We start from the raw sequence: 25,922 nt of genomic DNA, 5'->3' as shown, positions 1-25,922 counted from the left end.
TTGCATTTCTTTAGAGATTGCGTTAGCACGAAACCTTCTTTCGCGGGAATATATTCGTTATCGGACCGATGAAATTATCTACTTCAGCGAGTTTTGATCGCCCCAACGCCCTTGTCGCTTTCGCGGTATGGTTGGCGGTGGTTGTCGTGTATACCTTGACGAAAGCGCCGACCCTGTCGTTCTGGGACTGTGGCGAATTCATCGCCGCAAGCTATATCCTGGGTATTCCCCATCCGCCGGGTACTCCGCTCTACATTCTGATTGGCCGCCTTTTCAGCCTGATCCCCTGGTCATCCGATATCGCCGTTCGCCTCAATATGCTTTCGGTGATATCATCATCGTTTACCGCTCTGTTCGGTTATCTGGTCCTCGTAAGATTGCTCCGGGCATGTTTCCAGGTGGACAAAAGCACGCTTACGCGGGTCATTGTATATGCCGGCGGCGCAAGCGGAGCCCTGTTTTCAGCCTTCTCATTGACCAACTGGAACAACTCGGTGGAGACGGAAGTGTACGGCCTGTCGATGATGATGCTGATGGCGGTCGTCTGGCTCGGACTTCTTTACTACGAGCGCGCCGGCACGAACGCCGGCCAGCGCTTTATGCTCCTGGCTTTCTACGTGGCCTTCGCGGGCATCGGCGTACACATGACGACTTTTCTGGCTCTTCCGGCGGTAGCGCTGCTGTTCATTTTGAAGCCGGGGACACCCGGGCGGATATGGCTGGGCGTCGGAGCCTTTGTTCTATTCGAACTCTATCTGATATTCGCCTTGTCTTCGCGCCCGAATGAAATACCTTATTATATCCCGGTGGCTATCGCCCTAATCGTCTATCTTTTCTATATCTTCTCATACGAAAAAATGCCGACCATATATCTCTGGGTCGCCGGAGGGTTACTTATGTCCGTAATCCCTCTGGCGGGACACGCGGTTCGCGCCATCAGCGGGTCAAGCGGGGCAAATTCGATGGCAACTGCACTCGACACCCTCGGCGTGATAGGCAAGGTCTCGTTTGTTCTCACTGCGGCGGGCGGTTTGTTCCTCCTGTACAGGTATTTCAAATTGCCGCGCGAAAGCGAAGCTCGATCCCACTTTTTAGTGTCGGCGATATTCATACTGGCGGCAGGTATAATGACCGGTATCGTGGCGCTCAATATAAGGGGATACCATATCTTCCTGCTGGCGACCGTCATAGTCGGAATTGGTCTGTTCGTAGCCATCTATCGATATGTGAACTGGACCACTCTTATCGCCCTGGCCTGCGTGTCCACTGTCGTGCTTGGCGTCTGGGAATTTTTCTACAGTCTGATTGCGGGGGCTATCGTGATACTGGTAGCCGGTCTTGTTCTCAAACGGCCCGGCTGGAAAAATGCCCTGGCAATATTGCTCGTCGCGGTGCTGGGCTATTCGACCCATATGTTCATTCCGATCCGGTCGGCACACAAGCCGATGCTCAACGAGAACAATCCCTCCGAAAGCCTCGAGGCCACCATCAACTTCATCGAACGAAAACAGTACGGCAGCCAGTCGATGGTCGAGCGGATGTTCGAGCGGCGGGGAGAGTGGGGAAATCAGTTGGGAGATTACCGCCGCATGGGTCTGTGGCGCTTCTTCAAAGAACAATATGGCGTGACCGGCGTGCGCTTTGTACCGCTTTTCGTCGTTGGGCTTTTTGGTATCTGGGAACTTTTGCGACGGCGTGCGCGGGCGGGAGTGCCCTTTGTCGTCCTGTTCCTGTTGGCGTCGGTTGGCCTGGTGCTGTATATGAATTTCGCCGATGGTACCCGGCAAAATCTGGCAACGGGGCTGGATTATATCGAAGTGCGTGACCGGGATTACTTCTTCACACCCGCATACATAATGTTTGGACTCGCTATAGGATTGGGTCTGGCATCGGTGGTGCATTTTATAAGGGAGAGCTTACAGGGCAAATCGAAAACGGTGCGCAATTATGTCGCGGGCTTGTCGCTGGTATTGTTTTTGCTGCCGTCGTTCACGCTGGCCAACAACTACTTTCTGTCGGACCGCTCCCGCGATTATATGCCGTACGATTATGCATGGAATTTTTTGATTTCCGCGGATCCAAACGCCATACTCGTAACCGTTGGCGACAACGATACTTTCCCGCTCTGGTGTCTTCAGGAGGTCTATCATATCCGTCAGGATGTGGACATTATTAATATGTCGCTGGCCAACACGAAATGGTATATCAAACACCTTGTTTATCCCATGGGCGTCGATCTGGGCTGGACAGAAGGGCAGATAGACTCGCTGGTCGTTTTTCGCGATCAATTTGGTAATATCCACCGGCTGGCGAATCAGGTCGTGTCGGCGGCAATTAAAGAAAATTATGGACGTCGCCCGATCAATTTCCTTATGACCGTGCCCCCGTCTTCGCGCAAGTTCATGGGACAGAATATCGACTCGCTGCTGGTCATGAATGGTCAGGCCTGGCGAATGACACGGACTAACGGAACCATGACAATCGATGTCGAGGCCAGCATAGATCTGCTTACCAACCCCGATAAATTCAAGTATCGGAGTATAGCCGACCCGACTATATACAAGAGCGAAACAACGCTTCGTCTTACCGAAAACTATGCGGGAACGTTTATGCGGGTAGCCGATACGCTTTTAAGGGCCGGCGATTATGGACGGGCAGCCTGGCTCATGGAAAAAGCGGTGGAATATATTCCTCATTCGACTGACGCTATCACTTATCTGGCATCGATATATGCCGACATCGGTCAAAGAGATAAGCTTCAGCGGCTTATGGAAACGTCGGTGTACGCCGATATAAAACCACTTACGGCGCTTATGGCAAGGCTGGAGATGAGGCAGGGTAATTCCGGGGCGGGCGAAAATATCCTCCGGCAACTTTTGCAGCAGTACCCGAACTACAGACCGGCCCTGGAAGACCTCATGCGCTTTTATTTCGAAACCAGGCGGCTCGATGACTTGCGCAGCCTTCTTCGAAGCTGGGTGCAACGCAATCCCGATGACGCTGAGATCTCCGGACTTCTGAACAATATTGAAAAGGAAATACGCCGGCTCGACTCACTTAAAGGCGTCAATCAATGAAAATTCTTGCGCTGAACTGGAATGATCTGAAGAACCCTTATGCCGGAGGCGCCGAAGTACACCTCGAGGAGCTTCTGCGTCGTCTGGTCACCTGCGGACACGAGGTTACGCTCTTTTGTTCCGGATGGACCGGCTGCCCGCCAGAAGAGACCATTGCGGGAATTAAAATTATTCGCCGCGGTAACAGGTACAATTTTAATCTGATTGCACCTTTTCATTTGCGAAAGCTCGTCAGGGAAAACCGGTTCGATATCCTGATTGAAGATATCAATAAAATTCCTTTCTATACGCCCCTGTATCTTAATCTGAAGACACTGGTAGTAGTGCCGCATCTTTTCGCAACCACGGTCTTTCACGAGATTAATTTCCTGCTCGGTACATATATTTATCTGGCGGAGAAACCGCTGGTGCCGGTTTACCGGGGACGACCTTTCAACGTTATTTCCGAATCGACAGCCGAGGATATCCGTCTCAGGGGAGTGCCAAAAGAAGATATATCGGTGATCCACTGCGGAATTGACAGGGAGCTTTACTCATTTGACCCGGCCGTGACGAAATACGATGATCCGACGATTCTATACCTCGGCAGGATTAAGAAATACAAGTCAGTGCAACACCTGATACAGGCATTTGCGATCGTGAAAAAGCAACTGCCGACATCGCGTCTTATGGTGGTCGGTGACGGGGACTACCTGGATGACCTCAAGAACCTGGCGTTACGGCTCGGACTGAGTGAAAACATAGAATTCCCCGGTTATGTCTCGACACAAGAAAAGGTGACCCGAATGAGGCGGGCTCACGTGGCTGTGCTGCCGTCACTGAAAGAGGGCTGGGGGTTGACAAATATCGAAGCAAATTCAGTGGGTACCGCTGTGGTCGCTGCGGATTCACCGGGGTTGAGAGACTCGGTCCGCGACGGTGAGACTGGTTTTCTCTATCCGTATGGTAATATCGATCAATTTGCGCAGAAACTTCTGTCGGTGCTGACAGACGTTGATCTGAGGATTCGATTGGAAAAAGGCGGTCTTCAGTGGGCCGAAAAATTCAACTGGGACAATGCTGCCGCAAAATTCAACGCTCTTTTGCAGCAGCTCGCGGGAGAGAAGAAATGACTGCGAGTCAGCGCAAGACCATTTACATTGTGGTGGGGCTGGTTATATCCGGGCTACTGATATGGGCGCTGTTTCGCAATATCGACATAGCCAAACTGGTGACCGCGCTGAAGGACGCCGAGTATCTGTGGCTCATCCCGAATATCCTGATGATTGTGCTCACCATGTATCAGCGGGCGTATCGCTGGAGATTCATGCTGGCCCCGATTAAGCGCGTAGAATTCTCCAATCTGCTGGCGGCTACCTGTATCGGCTTCATGGCGAACAACGTGCTCCCGCTCAGGCTCGGTGAGTTTGTGAGAGCATATTCGCTGTCAAGCCAGGACAAGGGAGTCACGAAATCGGCGTCGCTGGCAACGATCTTCGTTGAACGGATGGTTTTTGATTTAATGGCGCTGCTGGTCATTTTCGGAGCGGTGATTTCTTATTCGCCAAGCTTGCGCGCGCATATCCAGGACAATATGGTCGCCGCCACCAAGCTGGCCATCGCTATCGCGCTGATTGGCCTTCTGGCAATGCTTTTGCTGGCCACCAAACCCAGCCAGATAGGAAATTTCCTTAAACGGTATCTTTCGTTTCTGCCTGACAAGGCGACCGATCTGCTGCAAAGTATAATCATCAAATTCTCGCGCGGCCTGGAGTTTCTCACTGACTTCAGGGCCGTCATATCGGTGAGTGTTCAGACCCTGCTGATCTGGATACTGATGGGACTGTCAAACTATTTTGTCTTCAAGGTATTCGGATTCAATATCCCGCTCGACGCCTCGTTCGTCTTGCTCGTGGTCGTGTCAGTCCTGATACTGGCGCCCTCGACTCCCGGTTTTCTGGGCGTTTATCATTATGGGGTCGTTATTTCCCTCAGCGTGTACGGGATCACCGATGAAAGGGCCCTGTCGTGCGCCCTGGTGCTTCACGCCACGCAGTATGTCGTCGTCACCCTTATGGGATTCTATTTCCTCAAGAAAGAACATCTCACCCTTAAGGACCTGGAAAAGACAGCTGCCGCAGAAATATAGTCCGGCGGCCAATCACCATCGACATCTTAGCCCTGATCCCGGTTAAAAGTTCAAACTTGACACTCAGATTCGGCCCGCCTATTCTGCCAATAAGAATAGTAGGCGAGTTCAATGAAAAAAATCCTGATTGCTGCAGTGCTGCTCGTTTTGATTGTAGCCTTGAGCTATGTCAAGACCTATCGTGAACATGACCGGAGCATGGCCTTTTACAATAAAGGGACGGCACAGGCCGGGATAAGCCTTGATAGCGCGCGGCAAGTAGCCGACTCTCTTCAAATGGCCCTGGCCGAGAAAGATGTCGTCTACGCAGACTCGCTGACGCGCAAAGACCAGGCCTATCGCTCGACCGTTGACTCACTGGAAAATCTGGTTGACGAAACACAGAACCAATTGGAGGCCGCTAAAGCTGTCGCGAAACCAGCCGCTACTTTGGTCAAGACATCCGCGCCCACCACAAAAACTCTGACTATGCATGAAAAGATCCTGCAGTATTACAAGGATCGCTATGCCCAGTTGCCTAAAGACCTGTCTGCATACGAGAGACGAATCGCCATTAATGAAATAAGGGAAGAAACCTCACTGAAATTCAATATCTCCCTCGAGGAATTGAAGAAGATACGGACTGAGTATAAACTTACTTATTAGACTGTGGGTTTGCGGTGACTCCCAGAAAAGAGTATGAGTTTGCCGAAGTACTTGTGGATAAGCTCATGACCAATTCGTTGGTGGCCAGTAAGGGGCTGTCCAACAGTGTCTTAAGTGGGATCAACTCGGGGCCTGGTGCGCTGAAGAAAATGCGAAATAGGCTCAAGTGGCACATAAGGAACACCCTCTCCGCTCGCCAGAAACAGGTAATGGAATACTACCTTAACGGCATGACTGAAAGGGAGATCGCTCGCGTCTTGGGCGTAACCCAACAGGTAGTAAATATTTACAAGTGGCGCGCCCTAAAGAAACTGCAGAAAGTTGTTGCAATTGACCCTCGATGATTTGTATCTATATAGTGAGGCGGGATATTTAGGAAACATATTTGCGACTGTCCTAAAGTCAACAGTGGCCAGCCTGGCTGACAGGAGGTGAATCCGAAGTACCTGGTTTAATCCCTAAAATGTTTTCATCGCTTACTTCTGTTTTGAGCAGCTACTTCATTCAAGCCACAGGTAGTGGGAAAACACAAATTAGGGAGCCAACTATGCCAAGACGCAAAGACGAAGATACCTACGCCGAAAAAGGGGAGAAGGATTGCTGGCATTCTTACAGTCTTCAAGTGCTGACGCCTTCTAAGTTCTCCTCTGTGGTTGGTAAAATCCTGGCAGGCAGGTACAGTCTACTGGTCGCGAACCACGACAAACCGGTAGCGAGCAGAGCTCACTGAGACATTGTCCGGTCGCACAATATCGTTCCTTTAGAAATTAGCGGGGTCTCCCATCGGGGACCCCGTGTTTTTTGACATGGCTTCGGGAAAACAATACTTGGCCATCGCCGGTTTGCGTGAACCCCGCCTCAGTCACGGTTGTATAAAAGCAGATAATTACACGGTTGAAAATCACGGAAGTTTTTGTATCTTCTCTGGCAGAATTCGAAGACAGCGTTGAGATGGAAGGAACGAAGGGAAAATGCTAATCAGGCAGATTGTCGTGCTGTTAGCCCTGTCAATCGTCCTCGGAGTGGGTGTCAATCTGATTTCACCGAAAGGGATTGACTTTATCGGAAATTACCGGTCACTATCCAGTGGCGATGGGCCGATAGTCCCGCCCGCGGCGGAGCCGGGCGACCCGCCGTTTATAGCGGTTGATGTCGCTGAGATGGAGTACAGCAATCACGAGGTTACTTTCATCGACTCCCGTGATCCGGCCGAGTTCGAGTGCGGCACTATTCCCGGCAGCGTAAACATACCCTTTGAATATCTCCCCGAGGAGAATATCGGAGCTTATATCGATTCCGCTCTCGGCGGTTCGCCGAAAGACCGGCCCTATATAATTTTCTGCAGCGGTGAGGAATGTGATTTGTCGCTGCATCTGGCCAGAAACATGCAGGCGCTGGGGTATTCACGGACATCGATATTTTTCGGCGGAGCCAGGGAGTGGGAAAAGTTCGGCCTTGAGATGGAGAGGAGAGCGCCATGCGAAAAGTAGTGGGTAGTGATTATGTGACGATGGCGGTCCGGTTGACGCTGGGAATAACCTTTGTCTATGCGTCGTATTACAAGCTGGTTGATCCATCGGAATTCGCTCGCTCGATCTGGTACTATCATCTTATGCCCGGATCCTCGATAAATCTGCTGGCCATAATTCTCCCGTGGCTGGAACTGCTGTGTGGCCTGTGCCTTATCGCGGGAATTTATTATCGCGGAGCAATTGTGATTGTCGCTGGAATGACCGTAGTATTTATTATAGCGATGAGCAGCGCCCTCATGCGGGGGATAAATTTAGACTGTGGCTGCTTTAAAGCCTCGGGAGATGGAAATTCGTCAATCTGGCAGTCGATACTGTTCGATATGGGACTTCTGATACTTGCCGCCTGGCTGTGGTACAGCCCGTCGAAGCGCTGGAAGCTCGGGCGGGCTTAGTCGACCACGATTCGGGGGGTAATCAGAATCATCAAGTCCGTTCTTTCGGTCTCTTCCGAGCTTGAGGTGAACAACAATTTGCCCAGCAGCGGAATCGAACCCAGAAGCGGGACTTTCTTTTCTGACTTGATTATGTCTTCCTTGAGCAATCCGCCCAGCGCGGCCGTCTGACCGTCATCAACGGTGATCCTTGTCTGGACCGATCTCGAGATTGTGATCGGTTTCTGGGCTTCGGCGGAACCCGTATAGCCGATAATGTCTTCCACCCGCGGCTCCACATCCATGGTAATGCGGCCATCCTCGTTTATTCTTGGCGTCACCTTGAGCGAAATACCAACAGCCTCATCGTAGAAAGTCAGGATATCCTGCGTGGCCGCGCCTTCGGTGAAACGGTTGACTGTCGGAATCGGAATGATTGTCTCACTTTTTATTACCGCCTGATGATTCTCAAGCGTCGTTATGTGCGGGTCCGATATCAGCTTGCTGTTATCGCTCTGCTCGAGCATATTGAGCACGGCCGTGACTTGATTGACCGAGAGGGCCCCCCAGGTCCAGTTGCCGTTATTGGGATCAAGCACTCCCAGCTTACCGTCCGTGGAACTGGAGGCAGTGTTAGTCGTCGAGGAGGTGGAGGACGACGCCCCAAAATTGCTCGTAACCGCGCTGGGCCACTCGATGCCCAGTTTGGTTTGAGTGCCCATGTTGGTCTCGATGATCTTGACTTCGATTGAAATCAGTCGTTCGGGCTGATCGAGACTTGTAACCAGATTCAGCATTCTGCTTATCACCGATGGGTAATCGGTAATGGCGATTCTGTTGGGCGCGTACAACTGTCCGGATGTCGAGGTAGTCGCGTCATCGGTTTTGTCCAGGATTACGATATTTCCCTTGTTCGACTTAATTGTCTCCAGCGCCGACTTGGCCGCTACGGCGTCGGCGTATTTCAACGTAACGATTTCGCACTCAAGTTCGCCAACGGCGTCCATACCGACCGGTTTAACCACGATAACATCGTTGCGAAGATAGTAATTGTAACCGTTGGGATAGAGTATTGACTCCAGAGCGGTCTCGATATCTACATCCTGAAGCTGAACGGAAACATTACCCTGAACCTCGCCCGAAAGAACCAGATTGAGAGAATACTGCTCGGCGATCATGTTGAGAACCATCTGGAGCGAAACATCTTCCATCTTAAGCGACAGCTTTTGGGAGTTGTCGAAAATGGCCGCATTGGCGGAGCAGGCCGCAAGCAGCGCAAATAGCGTTATGCCGATCATGTATTTTCGTATTCTCATATATCTATCCTTTGGTAACGGTTAGCGTCATAGTGTTCCCGTTATACTGGAGCTTAACGGTTTCTTTATCGATCGAGATTACTTTTGCTTCGGAAACAGTGTCACCGGCTTTTACCCTCTTGTTATTAATGATGGCAACAGGACTGTCACTATTATAGAAAATGCCCGACAGCTTCCATTTGAGTGCAGAGACGCGGCTATGCGTCTGGGCGGCGGCACCTTTCACCACGCGAAAAGGATCGCTACCCCACGGTTCTTTTGACTTTTGCTCGACATTTACAAGCTTGGGTTTCGCTGGGGCAGGCGCGGTTGGCGCAGCGGGCTGAGCAACCGAGGCGCTTTGCTGCCTCTCCACAGGCTGGGGCGATTCGGGTTTAAAGTTGTTGTAACCCCAAATCAACGCGGCAACCATCAGCGCGGCTATAATCTTCTTTCGCGTGCTCTCACTCATACTTCGTCCTTGAAACTTCCAAGAAGCGCCTTGAAACCGAAATGAAGGGTGATTTTGCTCTTGTCGTCGGCATGCCCGTACATTTTACAACTGTTAATGCCGCGAAAGTAGTCGGCCTGTTCGACCGTCTGCACGAACTTACCGAAATTGATATAATCACCCTCGATAATCAGTCCGATATTGAGAAACTGCGGCTGTCCGGAATCCGGAATAATCGTGTTCAGATACAGCAGCTCCTCAACCGGCGGTGTAATGTCGGTCACTACGAGGTTTCGAACGGAAGCTTCCTCTTTGAGTTTGTCAAACAGCTTCAGCACGTCCTTCTTCGTGTACAGCCGGGAGTTAAGATCGTTGCGAAGCTCCAGCAGGCTCTTGTGCTTCGCTATATATAGGGGTAAGTCAGCAATAGTCTGCTGGAAATCCGCCAATCGTTTTTCGGCGTCCACTATCTGAAGACTGAGCGTTTCCCGCTCCTTGATACCGGGAGCATAAATGCTGAAGAACCACAGGCAGCACAGTGCCACGGCGATTGACGCATAAGTGACGACCAGCCGGTTCATGCAACCCCCTTCATGTTGAGCTGGAAGTCTATCTCGAAGTGGCCCTCGATCTTCTTTTTCACGTGCCTTACGACTTTAACATTTTCATAGAACGGTGATGCCGACAGGTTCTCCACGAACTCGGCGAGAATCAGTTCGGGGGGGATGTCGTCCGATATAACCAGCCCGTGAAGGTAAAGGTTTTGATCTTTCTCATCGGGCTTGTAGTCAAGATAAAGCAACTTTACGGGGCCCGGCGTCAGTTGCGACAGCTCCTTCAGATTCAGGGCCAGATAGCTCGGGGATTCCTTTATCTGGTTGAGGTAGGACTGGTCCATGGCAATGCGCCGTTTGATGAGATTGTATGTGTGAAACGCTTCCGAGTTCTGAAATTCCGCTATTTGGCGATTCAACTCAATCAGATGGTTTTCTTGAGATGAGATTTCATTTCGACCGACTCCCCACGATGTGGCGAGCAAAATCAACAAAACACCAACACCAATCCGGCCGTAAGTTCCGACCCGACCCTTCTGTTGTGCTGTCCTAAGCTCAGGGGGGAGAAGGTTGGCCAAGGCGATCTGACAGGTCGAGGCGGCCAAAACCGGCAAACAGACCGGGAAAATCTCGGACTGAAGTTCGTCCCTGGTGCTGAGATCGGTGAGGTTTGCGACTGGTAAAGGTTCCAGCTCAATTCCGCTCTTGGCGTTCAATAGTTCCAGCAGTTCCGAGCTGTAGGCAAGATCGCCATAAACATAAATTTTATCATGAAGACTGACCGAATACTGGCCGGCGTAGTAGTCGAGCGAAGTCTGGATTTCGTTGGAGATTAATTCCGCGAAAAACTCATACTTTGTCATCTCCGGCTGAGCGCCAAGCATGTTCGAACTGACGGCCGTAGCGTGAGAGAATTCGAGATTCGCTCCTTTATAGAACGAAATCTCCGTAGACTTCAACCCGATATTGAGAAGAGTGTAACTTTTGTCCTCATGAAACTTCGGGATGTGTTTTAAAAACTGACCGATGACGTCCTGAGTATGATAAATCTGCACTACGGGTAACCCGAGCATCTCGAACGGCTCGAGCTGTTCCTGTATATATCTGCGGGTGGCTGCCTGCAGGCCGATCTTGTAGCGGACATTGTCATCTCTTTCGATGCTAAAGACCGGGCGATAGTCATAAACACAGTCGGCAGCAGGGAAGGGGATTTGTTTTTTTACTTCAAACTGAACAGCCGAGTCGAGTTCGCGCTTTTTCATCCTGGGCATCAGGAAGCTTCGGAAGGTCGTTTCGTTGCTGGAGACCGCCAGGGTTATTTTGGCGCGACGCCCCCCGTATTTGGAGGCAAAGTCACCGATCTCTCGAAGCAGCTTTTCTTTCCTGGCCTTGTCATCGTTCTGTCCTCTCGGGAAATACTCTTTCTTGATGTCGAGCACTTGGCGGGATTTACCCACGTGACGAACGGCCGCCATCTGAATAGCGTGTTCGTCGACGCAAAACGATACGGTTGTGCCGAGGAAATGGCTGTTCTTGGGACGGATCTTGGTCATAGAAAAGGCGGGCCTGGCAGGCTTGGGCGGGCTGCCAGGCACACCTTCCGGGTTTTTCTTCTTTGACCAAAAATCCAGTTTGAGCATATAAACCCCGGTCTAAAAGCCAACAATAATGCTGTCAGAACCACCAACGGAAATGATTCTCCGACCTGCCGGTTGGTAGACATAAGCTACGTTCCAGGCATCTTTCAGATAATTGCCGTCGGTGCTGTCGATATACGGGCCGTTCCAGCCGAGCGCGGTCAACTTATTGTAAGCGGACACGGAGTCCGGCCTGCTGACCAGGTCCTGCAGCTGAGACGGTACAAAGCCAACGTCGCCTTCAAATCCACGGTCGACATATTTCCCCCCGGCGATTGCGTCGGGGTTGCCCGCAATGGCAACCTTGAGCGTCGCCAGCTCTTTCTGCGTAGCCGTAATCTTGGAACTCTCGGTAACGTCGCCGAGCTTAGGCACCGCAACAGCCGCGAGAACTCCGAGCACGACTATAATCATGACAAGCTCGATCAGCGTGAATCCATTCTGAACGAGCTTGCCCCCAGCCGAACTGTATTTTGAATGCGATGAAGTCACGGTAATTATTCTATTACCACTCGTTCTCGCCAGCTACGTCGCTGTTAAGCCATATCTCGCCATCGGCGGCCAGATAAGCCCATCCGCAATCCGTGCCCACGAGTGTACCCTTGGTAACGCCGGTAACGACAGAGTCCGGATGATCGGCATCGGCGCAATACGGATTTTTCGGAACGCCCTGTGCCATGATAGCCGCGCGCACGGAGTCTATCGGAGGCCAGTGCGCACTGTCGATTACAGCGTGGTTGGCATAATAGATTGTGATGGCTGAGCGCAGGGCGCCGAGCGCGCCTCTGGCCGCTGCTTCTTTGGCTTCGCCCGAGAGATCCTGATATTTCGGGATGGCCACAGCAGCAAGAATGCCGAGGATCACGATGATCATGACCAATTCGATTAAGGTGAAACCTTTCTGGTTCGCTTTGAAAGACATACTTCCTCCTAGCAGGTGTAATTGGTTTCTAAAATGGTTTACTCTTCTATAAATCGGTAAAAAAGCCCTTTTTTTTAACCCCCTCTAACCGTTAAAAACTTTGATTAAGTTCCACATCGGCAAGAATATAGCCAGAGCCATAATCAGCACGAAAACGGAGACAACCAAGGTCAGAAGCGGTTCGAGAATAGCTGTCAGGTGCCGGGAGGTATACTGAACCTCCTTGGAGTAGAATGTCCCCAGCTCGTCAAGCATCCGCTCCAGGGCGCCTGTCTCTAAGCCTATAGCAATCATATGCTTGGCCATATCAGGAAAGAACTCGAACTCTTCGTCCATCAGATTGGAATCAGAGCCTCGCCGAAACAGCTCTTCCAGCCGTTTAATCTCAAGACTTACAGCCACATTCTTAACCGAGTCGGCCAGAATCTGCAGCGAATGAATGATGGGCAGACCGGATCGGAAAAGAATCCGAAACATCATGGAAAATCGAGCCACGTTCCCTTTCAGGATCAGTTGCCCGAATATTGGTAATCTCAACAACCGGCTATCGACCCACAGACGGCCCTTTTCATTGCTGACGAGTTTTCGAAATCCGAAACCCGCCGCGACTAAAACGCCCAGCAAAACAGCCCAGTATCTGGTAAAAAAGTTACTCGTCCCGATGAAGATTCTGGTGGCAAGGGGCAATTCCGCGTCAAAAGATGAGTAGAAATCAACAAATTGCGGAATGACATAAGTCATAAGGACCACGAAGGCGATACCTATGACGAGGATCACGATGGCAGGATAGCGAAGTCCGGACCGAATCAGACGGGACAACTCCATCTCCTTTTCCATCATCGTCGAAAGCTCGTCGAGAATATCCTCGAGCCGACCCGATTCTTCGCCCGCGGCGATACTGTTACGATAGACACGGGAAAACAGATCATCGTGTTCGCCCATGGCCTCCGATAGTGATTTACCCGATTGTATGCTGTACTTTATCTGCTTGAGCGCGAGGTTGAACTTGCCGTCCTCGGGCCCGACTTTGATAATCGAAAGCGCCCGCAACAAGGGAATGCCGGACCGATACATGGTAGCCAGGTTGTTCGTAAAGATAATAAGATTCTCATAGTCGGCTCGGCTGAAGCCGAAAAAGGTAAACGACGGTTTAGCCTTGATGGCGGAAACCTTGACCGGAAGAAAATTCTGCGACGAAAGATACTCGAGAACCTGTTCAGCGTTATCGGCTGTCAGAGTGCCCTTCTGCTGAACCCCGTTTTCATCGAGAGCCTTATATCTGAACTGCGTTGGCATCGGAATCGGTCACTTTCACCTTGACGTTCGGATCGCGGTAGACATCGACATTCGATGTCTCCTTGAGCAGTTCCTCGAGGCAAACAATACCGGAGGTGAGTTTTTCGAGACCCATCTCAAAAAGAGGTATGTAGCCGTACTTGTGCGCTTCCTCTTTGATCCGGTTCAGTGAAGCGTTGCTTATTATCAACTCGGCTATGGCCGGATTGACTTCAATGAATTCGAAAATGCCGGTCTGTCCCTTGAATCCGGTCATCTTGCACGCGGGACAACCTACCCCGCGCTTAAAATCGATGTGGTCGGCCAAATCCATGAGCCCCGCCCGATGCAGGATTGGATCCGGTGGACGGTAGGATTCTTTGCACTCCGGACAGTTCACTCTGACTAATCTCTGAGCAAGTACGCCCTTGATAGCGGAAGAGACCAGGTAGTTTTCAATGCCCATATCCACAAGGCGTGTTATAGCCGATGGAGCGTCGTTGGTGTGAATCGTGGAAAAAACCAGATGACCCGTCAGAGAAGATCGTATGGCCATCTGCGCCGTCTCGGCGTCACGTATCTCGCCGATCATTATGATGTCGGGATTCTGACGGAGGATCGAGCGCAGGGTCGACGGGAAAGTCAGTCCGGCCTTCTCGTTTATCTGAATCTGGATAATCAGGGGCAGGGAATATTCCACCGGGTCTTCAACCGTGATAATATTTTTCTCGATTGAGTTGATTTCCTGCAGGGCGGCATACAGCGTCGATGTCTTACCGCTTGAGGTTGGTCCGGAAATTAAAACCAGCCCTTCAGGCTTGTAAATGACATTCTTCCACCGCTCCTCAAGGCGCTTGTTGAAACCGAGTTGTTCGAACCGCAAGAGAAGATTCCGACGGTCGAGCAGGCGAATGACTATTTTTTCTCCATGAATCGTTGGCAGGGTGGAGACACGCAGATCCACCGTCTGACCTTCGACCTTCATGAAAAACCGCCCGTCCTGCGGCACGCGTTTCTCCGATACGTCGAGATTGGCCGCGATTTTGATGCGCGATATCAATTCGTTCTGCATCGACTTGGGCGGCGCGGCCTCTTCACGCATGACACCGTCGACACGGTACCGTATCCTCAGGCGGGCTTCTTCCGGCTCGATATGAACGTCCGATGCCCTTTCCTTTACGGCTTTGGCAATGATCAGGTTGGTCAGCTTAATGATGGGCGTTTCGGACTGAGGATCGGTGAGTGATGAAATACCGTCCAGAGTCTTGGCGACCTCCTCATTGCGGGTACCCATTATGTGTGAAAGGGAGTCGCCAACCGAATAGTACTGATCGATGGCGTCCTTGATCTCGGTAGCGGTAGCGATAGCCCTTTTTATGTTCATCCCGGTGAGGTATTTGATTTCATCGATAGCGATAATATTGAGAGGGTCGGCCATCGCAATCGTGAGCGTGTTGCCGATTTCGAAAACAGGTATCAGGATGTACCTTCGTGCGACATCGACATTTACCCTCTGCACGATTTGCGGGTCGATGACCATGGAGGACAGGCTGATTTTTGGAATAGCGAGTCGCTCCGAGACCGCGTCAATCAGTTGGTCTTCAGTGATATAGCCCTTTGAGACAAGGGCTTCTCCGAGTCGCTTGCCGAGCGCTCCCTGTTCGCGTAGTCCCTCCTCAAGTTGCTGAGAGGTTATCAGCCCCTTTTCGACAAGTAAATCGCCTATCTTCTTTTTAGCCATAACCCCGTAATGTTTAAAGATTTTGCGGTTATTATATTATCGGAGCTAATTCAACATCCCTTAGGGGTCAAAAAGATGATTTTGGTGAAGAAAATCTTGCCAGGATACGTCTTTTTGTTAAATTGAGCAAAACTGGAGCAGCGTTTGAAGTCCCGCCAGACAGGTAAATACATTTCCCTTTTCATTTTAGTGCTGAGCTTATGCGCCTTTGCTGGTAGTGCAACCCGCTCGGCCGATCGGCCGCTGGAGGGCACGGATTATTCGAGTTTCGACGGTGTCTTAATTGACAGCGTCGTGATAGACAACCGCAATGTCTACAATACCGACGAAGAGTCCTATAGTCACTTCATTTTCAAACTGGCCAATAAACTCCACATAACCACGAGGAAGTACATTATAGAGCGGGAGCTCTTGCTCGGCGAGGGAGACCCTTATTCGGCCGTACTGGCCGAAGAAAGCGCCCGCAATATTCGTAACGGTCTGAATGTTTACGATGCTTGGATTGAACCGGTGACACTACCCGATGGAAGCCTCCTTTTGCGGGTGGTGACAGTGGACCAATGGAGCTTCTCGGGAGGCGTAAATTACAGTCGTGAGGGAAACGAAACCCGCTGGCAGATTGGCGTTGAGGAGAAAAACTTCCTCGGCAACAATCAATTCCTGTCGTTGTACTATTACTCTCAATCCGATGATGACGATTACGTGGAATCGAAGTTCTTCGAAAATCGCCTGCTGGGAAAGCCCTATCAAGTCGGCCTGACGTTCAGCAACAATCCTGTCGCCGAAGTCCAAAGCCTCAGCTTCGGCCGACCTTTCTACGACCTCGGCCAACACACGGCATTCAGCGGTGTTCTGAGCGCTTACAGCGGTCGACGCGACGTATATAACGATTCCATCAGGATCGGAGAGTCTTACGTCGATGGCGATCAGTTCGACGCCAGCTATGCCTACCGCCTTGGCGACCACAGCCGAAAGTTGCGACTACAGGTAAACTATCAGTATCGTTACGAACGAAATTCAGAGCAGACGATATTTTCAACCGCGCCTGAGGACAGCCTTCTTGCCCGGAGCAATTTCGCCGACGATTCACTGTTCCACTATGTGGGGCTCGAAGCAAAAGCCTCCAAATTCGATTACGTGAAGATGCGCAAGATTGACGGTTTTGCGTATACCGAGGATTTTATTGTCGGCTATTTCGCTCAGGCCGAGTATGGACGAGCCTTCAATTCCGACTTCAAGCTGCATCAATACGATCTCGCCAGATTCATGATCTCGCGATATACGGCTGATGGTTCAAATCTGCTGCGCCTCGATTACGTCCATTATCTGTGGTTCTATACTGATAAACAACTCAGGCACATGGCCCAATTCATAGGCCGTTACTACCGCAGAGTCAATGGCGTCGTTACACTGGCCCTTAACGTGAGTTATCTGTCGGATTGGGATGCCTCAGGGCGAAACAACCTTATCCTTGGCGGCAATACCGGGATTCGGGGTTATGACAAATACTTCAAGACCGGCAATCGACGTGCCGTGCTCAATGTCGAGAGTCGGTTCTTCACCAACATCAAGATACTGTCGGCCCTCTTCGGCGCCGTGGCCTTTGCCGACTTCGGAAATGTCTGGAAAGATGACGAAGAGATCAGTTTGAAGGGCATGCATTCCAGCGTGGGAGTCGGACTACGAATAGGTTTTGAAAAGTCCACCAAGAATATCGTTCGAATCGATCTGGCCTTCTCGGATCAGAATCAGTGGGAACTATCAATCGGTACCCATCAATATTTCCAGGCGCAGTCGACGTTCTGGTAATTTCCGTCGCCTCAAAAATAACTCAACCACCGTACTACTCTTTCGGATGGAATACCACCAAATCGCTCCGGTTTGTCGGCCAAAAAAAATGACAGACAGTTTTGTCCCGGTTTTTTTGTTGACAGTATTTGTGTATCCGGCTATCAATTAACATAGTTAAAGAGCAACTACCAGAATGAGTCTGACAGGGATTAGTCAGTCCATTCACACGAGAGGGGGATTAATGACTGACGGTTTCGTGCCGAAGTTCTTAATCTGTACTGAATGCAACGAAGAGTTTGTCTTCACTATTGCCGCACAGGAGTACTTCGCGGAAAGAGGGTACACGGAAGATCCCAAACGCTGTAAGGCCTGCCATACTCGGTATAAGAAGGCGATGCGAGAACAGAAAAACCACCCGGTTGTCGAACATCCTCAATACGAGTATCCTGATTAAAAAAACCCCGACCAATCGTGGCCGGGGTATTGCTGTACAGTAGGGGAGTACTGCGGATAGTTACATCTATTGAGCTCTCGTCATCGAGCCAGTATCATCTTTCTTAGCTGTTTCTGACCGTTCATCTCCAGCTTGCACAGATATATTCCCGAAGCGACCGAACCGCCGGAGCTGTTTGTTCCGTCCCACTGGATTTCCGTCTGTCCGGCGGCAATATCGCGGGAAAGCAATGTCTGTACTCGTCGTCCGAGGATGTCAAAAATGTCCACAACGGCATAACCGGGGTCCGGGGAATAAAATGAAATAGTCGTGGTTGGGTTGAACGGGTTGGGATAATTCTGAGACAGCCTCAGCGAAGTCGGGAGAATATCCGAATCTTCGGCATCATCGTCTTCTTCGGTATCGCCTTCATAGCTGCCCGAAAATGAAACATAGAAATCAGCCGTCATGGAATCTCCCGAAGGTGATATGTTTTCAACCGAGACGTACGAGTTACCGTCCGTATATGAGCTTGATGTCACGGCCGACAGAGCGTTGAACGAGCTTGCCACTCCGGAAATCGGGAACGGGTCATTTCCGTCTCCGGCATCAGCTGCTTTCTCCAGTTCAAACAATCCATCGGCCTGTTCGAGAGCGACCAGATAATGCGATGCCGGATTAAGCCCCGGGTACCACTCGTTGTCATTGTCGTCCTGGGTATCGTCGATGTGCCAGATAAGCAATCCGTCCGAAGGCAGGTAGGTGTCATACCCGGTTCGTTGCCTGTTCTCCACAAGGAAATACTCGTTCTCGATTGCCCCGGATGTCCAGAGACGATAGATGTCGCGTGCGTTTTTGACATCGTAGATCGTCTGTGACGTTACGTTGCTGGTTACATTGGTGGCTTGATTAAAGCCCATCTGGATGCGGCTCCAGGCGCACGGAGCGGCCGGCAATTCACCGAGCCCACGTGGACCGAGCCAGCTTCCAAAAGCCATGATGCCCCAGGAGCCAATACCGTTTGAGCTGTAATCGGTATCGTAGAGGTCGGGCAGTCCGAAGGCGTGTCCCAGTTCGTGGGCGAAGACGCCGATGGTCATGTCGCCGGCGGCCAGCAGGTACTCCGGCTGCATTGTGTAGTTCGAAACATAAACACCATCATTGGTCGCTCGCGGCGTGATCTGCCACTGGTGCGACCACATGTCGTCATCCGAGCCGGTAAACTCGGCGCCCGGGCCGGCGTGAACGACCATCAAAACATCGACGAAGCCGTTATTATCATTATCATAGCGGGAGAAATTGACCGAGCCGTCGACAATGGACACGAGGTCCTCCACCAATCTCTGAGCATTGTTAGGATAACTGTCGGGGTTCACGCCGTTTTCACCGTTAACATAATACGCGTACGTCTGCGGAGCGCCCACCCATCCCAGCGAGGATGGTAAATTGACGGTGACTATGTCGAGCTGGGCGTACGATGCCTCCCGGTAATAATGCCTGACACTGACGTTGGTGGTGCTGAACAGCAGGTCATCAAAATAGGATGCGCCGGTGGCTGCCGGTTTGTCGGAGAAAGTTACCAATATCGCCAGCACATTGAAGGACCCCATAACCTCCGGCGAAAGGCTCAGGAGGGTGGTCTGTTTGTCATCTTTGCGGTCAAAACTTGCCGGGCCGGATTCGAGTCCCGCGCTTCTGAGATCGGCCTGGTGTGTCATGAAGTAGGCTGGAGCTTTCTTCTCGAGCGCGGTCGCCTCAAGCAGCTCCGGATGCGGCGGGGCCGCTGCCGTGCTCTGGCTAAGCACCATGACCCCAAGCAGCATCCCCGATATCACGGCTATGGCAAATCTGGTTCGAACGGCGCGGTACATTCCAACTCCCTTTGCTTAGAAATACAGTCCGGTTGTGACAGCGAAATTGAGCCCCTTCGACGAATAGCCTGACAGCGAACTCCCGGTTACAAAGGCGTAGTCGACGAAGAAATAGGGCAGGTGAAATCCGGACCCGAACGAGAAAGCGCTATTGCGATTGCCACCCGCCGAATAGCCCATTCTAAGCGGAAAAGCCGAGACGATGGAATATTCTGCGCCCGCTGATATGCGCGGCTTGGTGGTGCCGCCGACTTCACTGCTGAATCCCTGTTCCCAATCGACTGCCCACAGAAGCTTTCCTGAAGTCTTGGCGACGCCCAGCGTCATCACGGACGGTAGATTCGTAGTGAAACTGCCTATCTCTTCGGTATAGTCTTCGGATACCACATAGTCTTCGTCCATGTTGTCAACCGTCATGGTATCGAAGCTGAAATAGTAGCCGTGCTCTTCGGTGTCTTTTGTCCATTTGATGGCGCTGACGAAATTTCTGATTCTGCCGCCAACGGTATAGTTATCGTTGAGCTTGAGCGCGGCCCCGAGATCAACCGAGTAACCCGAGCCGCCGGTAGCGGTCTGGATAACCATGTTGCCTTCGCCCATGAATCCGGTGGCGAAAGTCGCCGCGATTCCCCGAAGTTCAACCACCTGCTCGACGGCAAAGCCTCGCAGATAGCGGAAAGTGGCCCCGACCGCGAATTCCCGCGAGCCCGATTTGTACAGAGAGCGGCCATAGGACAAATAGGCCGAGGCGTATGCGATAACATCTGAATAAGAACCGGTGACCTCGATGGTATCGGCGAAGGTATTGCCGTTAAGGATCAGGTCGATGATGTCCTTGTTGAGATTGACATCGGCAACGCCATTACCGGCGACGCCGAACACGAAGGGTCCCATCGCTATCGCGAGGGCGGTGGCCTCCGCTTCGGCCGTCAGTTTGAGACCGTCATCGGACACGCGATCAAGGATGTATTCTTTATCTTCATCGGTTAAAAACGCGCCGGTATATTTGTTATAATCACTGAGCGTGAAGGAATTGTTGGAGATATTGGCTCCCACACCTACCAGCTCGACCCCCTTCAACTGATACTGGGCGAAGCCCAGGTTGGCGGGATTGAGCCGGGCGGCATCGGCGCCGCTGGCAAGCGATATACCCGCCGAGCCCATCGCCACGCTACGAGCCGATGATATCCCCTGGCCGTTTGCGTTCTGGATGATCAGGGCAAACAGGGCAACAACAATGGTAATCGTTACCAGGCTAAAACTGAGCCATCCCCGACGATTATCGCTAAGTACTATGCTCTTCATGATAGGCTCCTTTTAAAACTCGCCGTCGAAGCGATACTCGACTTCGATACGTCCGTTGATGGTTATGTAGTCGTTCTCTGTAAGCAGGACACCGGCCGTATCGGAGCCACTGAGAAAGAGCTGTTGCCTGATATAGAGCATTTCGTTCTTTAGAATCTGTATGTCGGTGCTATCGAGCACGATCTCTCCTGAACTGATAGCCTCGGCGCTGGCGATTCCGGTGACCAGCGACACCGGCGCCGGTTCACATCTGAGCGTATCCAGCGTCAACTGAGGAGTCGTATAGAGCGATACCGAATCACCGCTGAGATGCACTGTCGCGGTAACGCCAAGAGGAAGGTGGTTGGCTATACTATAGATGAACCGGGAATTGATGACATGGTCGGTAATCGCGTCGATATCATCCTGCTCGATCTCTTCAACCTCCACATCGAGATCGGTTATCTCGGCCTCGGAAAGCTTCACACCGAGAGGGGCGTAAATACTGACCCGCGCGAAAACATAATCGTTTGCCGTAATCGTTCCGTGATAACTTCCATCACCGAACTCAACCGACCCGGATATATCTACAGCCGAGGGCAGAGGTGTCAAAAAGTCGGCAACATCATCGTTAGTAATGTCGCTCACCCGGTACAAGTCGTCGCCACGAGCTTCGATATCCCCGGAAATATTCAAAACCTTGCCATTGTCACCGGAAAGCTGGATGTCCAGATGACCCGGCATGTCGACGCCGTTCTCGATTCGAAGGGTAAGGAAGGCCGCAACCAAACCGACATTGTCAAAACCATCAGGTACATCGAGCTCTTCGTGGATATCTTCAAAGGCCGCCGAGGTATTGTCGAAAACACCCGTTACACTGTTAAAGGTTAGGTTGATCAGGGCGGCATTGACGCTGAAACTGTCGGTGTAATGAACGATAACCGACTGACCGCCGGAACCGGGCAGATGCGCAACTATGACGACATCGACCGAGTCACCTTCGGGTATAAGGTCATATCCCGCCAGATTCTGATTGATGAGAAGCGTCTGTCCGGCGGAAATTTGTCTCGAAATCGCCAGAGAATTGCCGGACAGCTCCAGGTTCGGCACAGCGATATCAAGAGTCGCCGGCAGCGGTGTGTTGTTAGTGACAGCCAGTTCCAGCTCTCCGCCGGCGAGGCGCGCCGTGTCTATGGTCTCGGAAGCATCGATATCCAACCCGACTCTCTGCGAGAAGGGAAGGTCCTCAAGTTCGGGGACCTCGGCCATAGCTGCGGTAACCAGAATTCCCTCCCTGAAACTGACCTCGGTGGTGATACTCTTACCAACCGGGGCAATGTGGATATCCTGCATCGGATCAGAGTGACTGAAGACAGTCACTTGAACACTGTCCGATATATTCTTACCCGCCACTGATATCACCAGCGAATCTTCTTCGTTGTGGTTCAACGGCAAAGTAAAATATCCGGTGTCAATAGTAACCCCGGCACGCGCGTCGATAAGGCGCACGACAACATCATAAAGCGTCAATCCGAGACGGTTGGTAACATTGACCTGGATACTTCCACTGGCGATTTCGGCCCACGTAAACGAGTCGAGTTTGCGGTTGTTGTCGGCGGAAAGCTCCGTGTTGGCCGGCACGATTATCGTGTCGAAGCCGGGTACAACCGGAAAACCCGCCATCAATGAGTCGATATCGATAACCGAGATTTCATCCGATGGCGTACTTATTTCAATCAGTCCGAGCGTTTCGGAAAGATCATAGCTGAGATCAGGCACCGAGAAGTCGTCTTCATTGAGCTGCACAGTGTCGATATCTTCTTCGATTGAAAAGGCGACACTGCCGTTGGTGTCGATGAATATCTCGTCCTGGTCAACCTTGCTGACCAGTTCTTCCATGGTGTAGGTGCGGTTGACTACCGGAACTACGAACGTAGTGTTCCAGGTTGGTGATTCGGGGCTCTTGACAGTGCACTGGGCGAGGGTCAAGAAGACCACAATGACTACTATCCCAATAAATAGTCGGCTTGAAAATTTGAAGAGGAAGCCCTGCCAGAAATTGGTCGGCTCCGGTTTGCCTCTTCTCGTTCGACGTCTATCCATAGTATCCCCACGGTTAGATGTTTCCTTTTAGTCCAACGGGGGAGACTGCAAAGCCAGTGCCGCGACGTCCTATGTGCCATAAGGCCTTGAATCTCAGCGCAGTAAGTACAATGGCGCTTTTTTGATTATCGGCTGAAGGTTATCGAAACATTAGAGAGGTATGGGAGAAATCCCACATTTGTTTTATGCGATAGTATTTCGTATATTGACCCATCAGGAGGGATAATCGCATGGGCATGAACAAATACGATCGGATGCTTCACATCCTCAACCTTTTGCGCACACGAAGAAACCTCAACGCCGCTCGGCTCGCCGATGAATGCGGGGTGACAGAGAGGTCCATCTATCGCGACATAATATCACTGTCGGAAATGAATGTTCCAATTTACTACGACAACGGCTATAAACTCGCTTCCGACAATTTTCTGCCGGCGCTGAACTTCACCGCCGATGAATATCACCTGCTCAGACTCGCTTTGGAATCCTCGCCGCTCATAAAAGCCGGAGGCTACGAGGAAGTCTTCAAGAGCGTCAAAGCCAAAATAGACAACTGCCTTTCCGAGCAGGTCCGCAAAGAAACAAAGTTCGCGCCGACAACAACCCACATCGAAAACCCTCTGTCCGGCGAGAGAGAAAAAGGGGAGAAGTACTACGATGTTATCGAGCAGGCGATCGCCGGGTGCCGACGAATCAAGGTCGACTACGAGTCGATTTCTTCGGGACGATCCGCCAGAATTATCGACCCTTACTTCATAGTCTTTCGCGGTCACGCCTTCTATTTCGTGGGGTATTGCCATACCCGAAAAGATTTCAGGACATTTCGAGTCGATCGCGTTCACAATGTTGAGATACTTTCTGACATTTTTATCAAAAACTCTGATATCAGACCGCAGACATATTTCGAGGGAAGCTGGAGTGTTTTCAGCGGTGAGCCGGTCACGGTAAAAGCCGTTTTCTCGGGTACTGCCGCCAGGGTGGTGTCGTCCAACAAACATCATCCGGACGAAATGGTCGAACCCTTGGATGATGGCCGGGTGCGCTATGCCACCACGGTGCGCGGAATCGAGGAAATCCAGCGCTGGCTCATCGGATTCGGCGATCAGGTCGAGGTGCTTGAGCCGGATAACCTCAGAAAAAGTTTGGCGCGAATCGGCGAATATTTCCGTACTCTTTACAAATAGAACTTGACGACCCATCTATGTCTTATCATTTTGTGAAATAAATGATCTCCCAAAGAGTTAAGCATATCGCCATGGGAGGGGTTATTGCCGCGCTTTACGTAGTTTTGGCGGTGGTATTTCTCCCGATTTCTTTTGGCGTTTACCAGGTTCGTTTTGCCGAGGCGCTCACGGTCCTTCCGTTTTTGACCCCGGCGGCAATCCCCGGTCTGTATATTGGCTGTCTTCTCGCTAACATCATGGGCGGCATGGGCTGGCTCGATATCGCCGTCGGCCCGCTTTTTACCCTTCTCGCGGCTTTCGCCACCCGCTGGGTCAGAAACCGGTTTGGAAATACCCTTACCGGCGTCTCTCTGGCTCCCCTTCCGGCAGTCTTGTTCAACGCCTTTGGCGTCTCCTTTTACCTTGCCCCGATAATGGGAGTGAATTATTGGTTCGCGGTTCAAATGATCGGTGTCGGACAGCTGATTGCCTGCTATGTATTAGGCGTACCGCTATTGCTTTTGCTAAGGAATCGCAGCATTTTCGTTTGACTTTCCGGAGCCTCCTCATTAGAATATCCAGAAATATTCGCCGGAGTTGTCAATTTTTCAACCAGGCGATAAACGCAATGGAGAATATGATTTACAACCAGTTAGGGGATATCAGATGATGAAGATTTTGGTTACGGGAGCGGTGGGCCAGATCGGGTCCGAACTGACGCTGGAACTGAGAAAAATCTACGGCGCCGGCAACGTTGTCGCGGGCGGAAATCGCACCAAACCGAGCGGTAAACTTCTTGAATCCGGTCCGTTCGAAATCTGCGACTGCACCGATATCAAGCAGGTCGAAAGCGTAGTCAAAAAATACAAGATCAATGTCATTCACCACCTCGCGGCCATCCTTTCCGCGGTCGCAGAGGCGAAGCCAACCCTGGCCTGGAATGTCAATATCAACGGTATGTACAACGTCCTCGAAGTTGCCCGCGAGCACAAATGCGCGGTCTTCGTGCCGTCCTCCATCGGCGCCTTTGGTCCGACCACGCCGCTGGATAACACTCCGCAGGACACCGTGCAGCGTCCGACCTCCATGTACGGCGTCACCAAAGTCGCCGGCGAACTCCTGTGCGACTACTACTTCAAGCGCTTCGGCGTCGACACCCGTGGTCTTCGTTATCCCGGCATCATCTCCAACGAGACCCTCCCCGGCGGCGGCACGACCGACTACGCCGTGGAAATTTTCTACGAGGCCATCAAGCACAAGAAATACACCTGTCCGCTCGGCGCCGGCACTTTCCTCGATATGATGTACATGCCCGATGCCATCAAGGGCGCTGTCGAACTCATGGAAGCGAATGCATCGAAGCTGAAACACCGCAACGCCTTCAACGTGACGGCCATGAGTTTCGATCCGGAAATTCTGGCGGCAGAGATAAAGAAACACATCCCCGGGTTCAAAATGGATTACAATGTCGACCCGGTCAAGCAGGGTATTGCCAATAGCTGGCCCAACAGCATGGATGATTCCGCCGCCCGCGCTGAGTGGGGATGGAAACCGGAATACACCCTGCCGGTCATGGCTAAGGACATGATCGATGTACTTTCGAAGAAGTTGGCCTGAAATTCCGAGATAAATAAGAAGATTTGACCTGAACA

At 51.5% G+C, this 25,922-nt stretch carries 24 protein-coding genes; 13 read left to right on the top strand and 11 right to left on the bottom strand.

The genetic code is table 11. The features are described from left to right. Nucleotides 1-68: 68 nt before the first annotated feature. From AB1483_10845 to AB1483_10810, 8 genes are all read left to right on the top strand, one after another. On the top strand, nucleotides 69-3,077 hold the full coding sequence (locus AB1483_10845) for a DUF2723 domain-containing protein (protein MEW6412950.1): 3,009 nt from the start codon (nucleotides 69-71) through the stop codon (nucleotides 3,075-3,077). After that, nucleotides 3,074-4,189 (top strand): glycosyltransferase family 4 protein, encoded by a 1,116-nt coding sequence (locus AB1483_10840; GenBank protein MEW6412949.1) that lies wholly within the window; start codon nucleotides 3,074-3,076, stop codon nucleotides 4,187-4,189. The genes AB1483_10845 and AB1483_10840 overlap by 4 nt, the downstream gene beginning before the upstream one ends. Beyond that, a complete protein-coding gene (locus tag AB1483_10835; protein ID MEW6412948.1) occupies nucleotides 4,186-5,205 on the top strand; it encodes a lysylphosphatidylglycerol synthase transmembrane domain-containing protein in 1,020 nt (339 codons plus the stop codon). Before AB1483_10840 ends, AB1483_10835 begins: the two co-directional genes overlap by 4 nt. A gap of 111 nt (nucleotides 5,206-5,316) precedes the next feature. Continuing rightward, a complete protein-coding gene (locus AB1483_10830; GenBank protein ID MEW6412947.1) occupies nucleotides 5,317-5,850 on the top strand; it encodes a hypothetical protein in 534 nt (177 codons plus the stop codon). Between the two features lie 65 nt (nucleotides 5,851-5,915). Further along, complete coding sequence (locus AB1483_10825; protein MEW6412946.1) at nucleotides 5,916-6,194, top strand: LuxR C-terminal-related transcriptional regulator; 279 nt, start codon at nucleotides 5,916-5,918, stop codon at nucleotides 6,192-6,194. 203 nt (nucleotides 6,195-6,397) lie between these two features. Next, nucleotides 6,398-6,580 carry a hypothetical protein gene (locus AB1483_10820; GenBank protein MEW6412945.1) on the top strand — a complete coding sequence of 61 codons (183 nt, stop codon included), beginning with the start codon at nucleotides 6,398-6,400 and terminating at the stop codon, nucleotides 6,578-6,580. A 241-nt stretch (nucleotides 6,581-6,821) separates the two neighbouring features. Continuing rightward, nucleotides 6,822-7,340, top strand: coding sequence for a rhodanese-like domain-containing protein (locus AB1483_10815; protein MEW6412944.1), 519 nt, complete (start codon nucleotides 6,822-6,824; stop codon nucleotides 7,338-7,340). Beyond that, on the top strand, nucleotides 7,328-7,774 hold the full coding sequence (locus AB1483_10810) for a MauE/DoxX family redox-associated membrane protein (GenBank protein ID MEW6412943.1): 447 nt from the start codon (nucleotides 7,328-7,330) through the stop codon (nucleotides 7,772-7,774). The genes AB1483_10815 and AB1483_10810 overlap by 13 nt, the downstream gene beginning before the upstream one ends. On the opposite strand, the gene AB1483_10805 is transcribed toward AB1483_10810, so the two are convergent. The 8 genes from AB1483_10805 to AB1483_10770 form a co-directional block, all read right to left on the bottom strand. Continuing rightward, nucleotides 7,771-9,069: a hypothetical protein gene (locus tag AB1483_10805; protein MEW6412942.1), complete on the bottom strand. Its 1,299-nt coding sequence runs from the start codon at nucleotides 9,067-9,069 to the stop codon at nucleotides 7,771-7,773. The genes AB1483_10810 and AB1483_10805 overlap by 4 nt on opposite strands. Before the next feature lie 4 nt (nucleotides 9,070-9,073). Further along, the gene (locus tag AB1483_10800; GenBank protein MEW6412941.1) at nucleotides 9,074-9,520 is read right to left on the bottom strand and encodes a hypothetical protein; all 447 of its coding nucleotides are present in this window, start codon (nucleotides 9,518-9,520) and stop codon (nucleotides 9,074-9,076) included. After that, entirely contained in the window at nucleotides 9,517-10,080 is a 564-nt protein-coding gene (locus AB1483_10795; protein ID MEW6412940.1) for a hypothetical protein, read from the bottom strand. The genes AB1483_10800 and AB1483_10795 overlap by 4 nt, the downstream gene beginning before the upstream one ends. Next, nucleotides 10,077-11,693: a pilus assembly protein PilM gene (gene pilM, locus AB1483_10790; GenBank protein ID MEW6412939.1), complete on the bottom strand. Its 1,617-nt coding sequence runs from the start codon at nucleotides 11,691-11,693 to the stop codon at nucleotides 10,077-10,079. Before pilM ends, AB1483_10795 begins: the two co-directional genes overlap by 4 nt. Nucleotides 11,694-11,705: 12 nt before the next feature. After that, complete coding sequence (locus AB1483_10785; GenBank protein MEW6412938.1) at nucleotides 11,706-12,182, bottom strand: prepilin-type N-terminal cleavage/methylation domain-containing protein; 477 nt, start codon at nucleotides 12,180-12,182, stop codon at nucleotides 11,706-11,708. A 13-nt stretch (nucleotides 12,183-12,195) separates the two neighbouring features. Next, nucleotides 12,196-12,612: a prepilin-type N-terminal cleavage/methylation domain-containing protein gene (locus AB1483_10780; GenBank protein ID MEW6412937.1), complete on the bottom strand. Its 417-nt coding sequence runs from the start codon at nucleotides 12,610-12,612 to the stop codon at nucleotides 12,196-12,198. A gap of 84 nt (nucleotides 12,613-12,696) precedes the next feature. Further along, the gene (locus AB1483_10775; GenBank protein MEW6412936.1) at nucleotides 12,697-13,908 is read right to left on the bottom strand and encodes a type II secretion system F family protein; all 1,212 of its coding nucleotides are present in this window, start codon (nucleotides 13,906-13,908) and stop codon (nucleotides 12,697-12,699) included. Further along, nucleotides 13,886-15,628 (bottom strand): ATPase, T2SS/T4P/T4SS family, encoded by a 1,743-nt coding sequence (locus tag AB1483_10770; GenBank protein MEW6412935.1) that lies wholly within the window; start codon nucleotides 15,626-15,628, stop codon nucleotides 13,886-13,888. The genes AB1483_10775 and AB1483_10770 overlap by 23 nt, the downstream gene beginning before the upstream one ends. A gap of 144 nt (nucleotides 15,629-15,772) precedes the next feature. On the opposite strand from AB1483_10770, the gene AB1483_10765 reads away from it, so the two are divergent. Both AB1483_10765 and AB1483_10760 read left to right on the top strand, forming a co-directional pair. Then, on the top strand, nucleotides 15,773-17,437 hold the full coding sequence (locus AB1483_10765) for a hypothetical protein (GenBank protein ID MEW6412934.1): 1,665 nt from the start codon (nucleotides 15,773-15,775) through the stop codon (nucleotides 17,435-17,437). A gap of 223 nt (nucleotides 17,438-17,660) precedes the next feature. Continuing rightward, nucleotides 17,661-17,873 carry a zinc-ribbon domain containing protein gene (locus AB1483_10760; protein ID MEW6412933.1) on the top strand — a complete coding sequence of 71 codons (213 nt, stop codon included), beginning with the start codon at nucleotides 17,661-17,663 and terminating at the stop codon, nucleotides 17,871-17,873. An 80-nt stretch (nucleotides 17,874-17,953) separates the two neighbouring features. On the opposite strand, the gene AB1483_10755 is transcribed toward AB1483_10760, so the two are convergent. The 3 genes from AB1483_10755 to AB1483_10745 are packed head-to-tail and all read right to left on the bottom strand — an operon-like array spanning nucleotide 17,954 to nucleotide 23,110. Continuing rightward, nucleotides 17,954-19,723 carry a M6 family metalloprotease domain-containing protein gene (locus AB1483_10755; GenBank protein MEW6412932.1) on the bottom strand — a complete coding sequence of 590 codons (1,770 nt, stop codon included), beginning with the start codon at nucleotides 19,721-19,723 and terminating at the stop codon, nucleotides 17,954-17,956. Nucleotides 19,724-19,738: 15 nt separating this feature from the next. After that, nucleotides 19,739-21,028, bottom strand: coding sequence for a DUF5723 family protein (locus AB1483_10750; protein ID MEW6412931.1), 1,290 nt, complete (start codon nucleotides 21,026-21,028; stop codon nucleotides 19,739-19,741). Nucleotides 21,029-21,040: 12 nt separating this feature from the next. Continuing rightward, nucleotides 21,041-23,110 carry a hypothetical protein gene (locus tag AB1483_10745; GenBank protein ID MEW6412930.1) on the bottom strand — a complete coding sequence of 690 codons (2,070 nt, stop codon included), beginning with the start codon at nucleotides 23,108-23,110 and terminating at the stop codon, nucleotides 21,041-21,043. A 230-nt stretch (nucleotides 23,111-23,340) separates the two neighbouring features. On the opposite strand from AB1483_10745, the gene AB1483_10740 reads away from it, so the two are divergent. The 3 genes from AB1483_10740 (at nucleotide 23,341) to AB1483_10730 (ending at nucleotide 25,887) form a co-directional block, all read left to right on the top strand. Continuing rightward, nucleotides 23,341-24,291, top strand: a complete 951-nt coding sequence (locus AB1483_10740; GenBank protein MEW6412929.1) for a YafY family protein — start codon at nucleotides 23,341-23,343, stop codon at nucleotides 24,289-24,291. Between the two features lie 41 nt (nucleotides 24,292-24,332). Then, nucleotides 24,333-24,821: a QueT transporter family protein gene (locus AB1483_10735; GenBank protein MEW6412928.1), complete on the top strand. Its 489-nt coding sequence runs from the start codon at nucleotides 24,333-24,335 to the stop codon at nucleotides 24,819-24,821. Between the two features lie 115 nt (nucleotides 24,822-24,936). Further along, nucleotides 24,937-25,887, top strand: coding sequence for an L-threonine 3-dehydrogenase (locus AB1483_10730; protein ID MEW6412927.1), 951 nt, complete (start codon nucleotides 24,937-24,939; stop codon nucleotides 25,885-25,887). Nucleotides 25,888-25,922 lie beyond the last annotated feature (35 nt).

Source organism: Candidatus Zixiibacteriota bacterium (assembly GCA_040756055.1).
In the GTDB taxonomy this organism is placed as follows: domain Bacteria; phylum Zixibacteria; class MSB-5A5; order GN15; family FEB-12.
The sequence above is the reverse complement of the archived record's forward strand: the minus strand, read 5'-3'. Positions and strand labels throughout refer to the sequence as shown.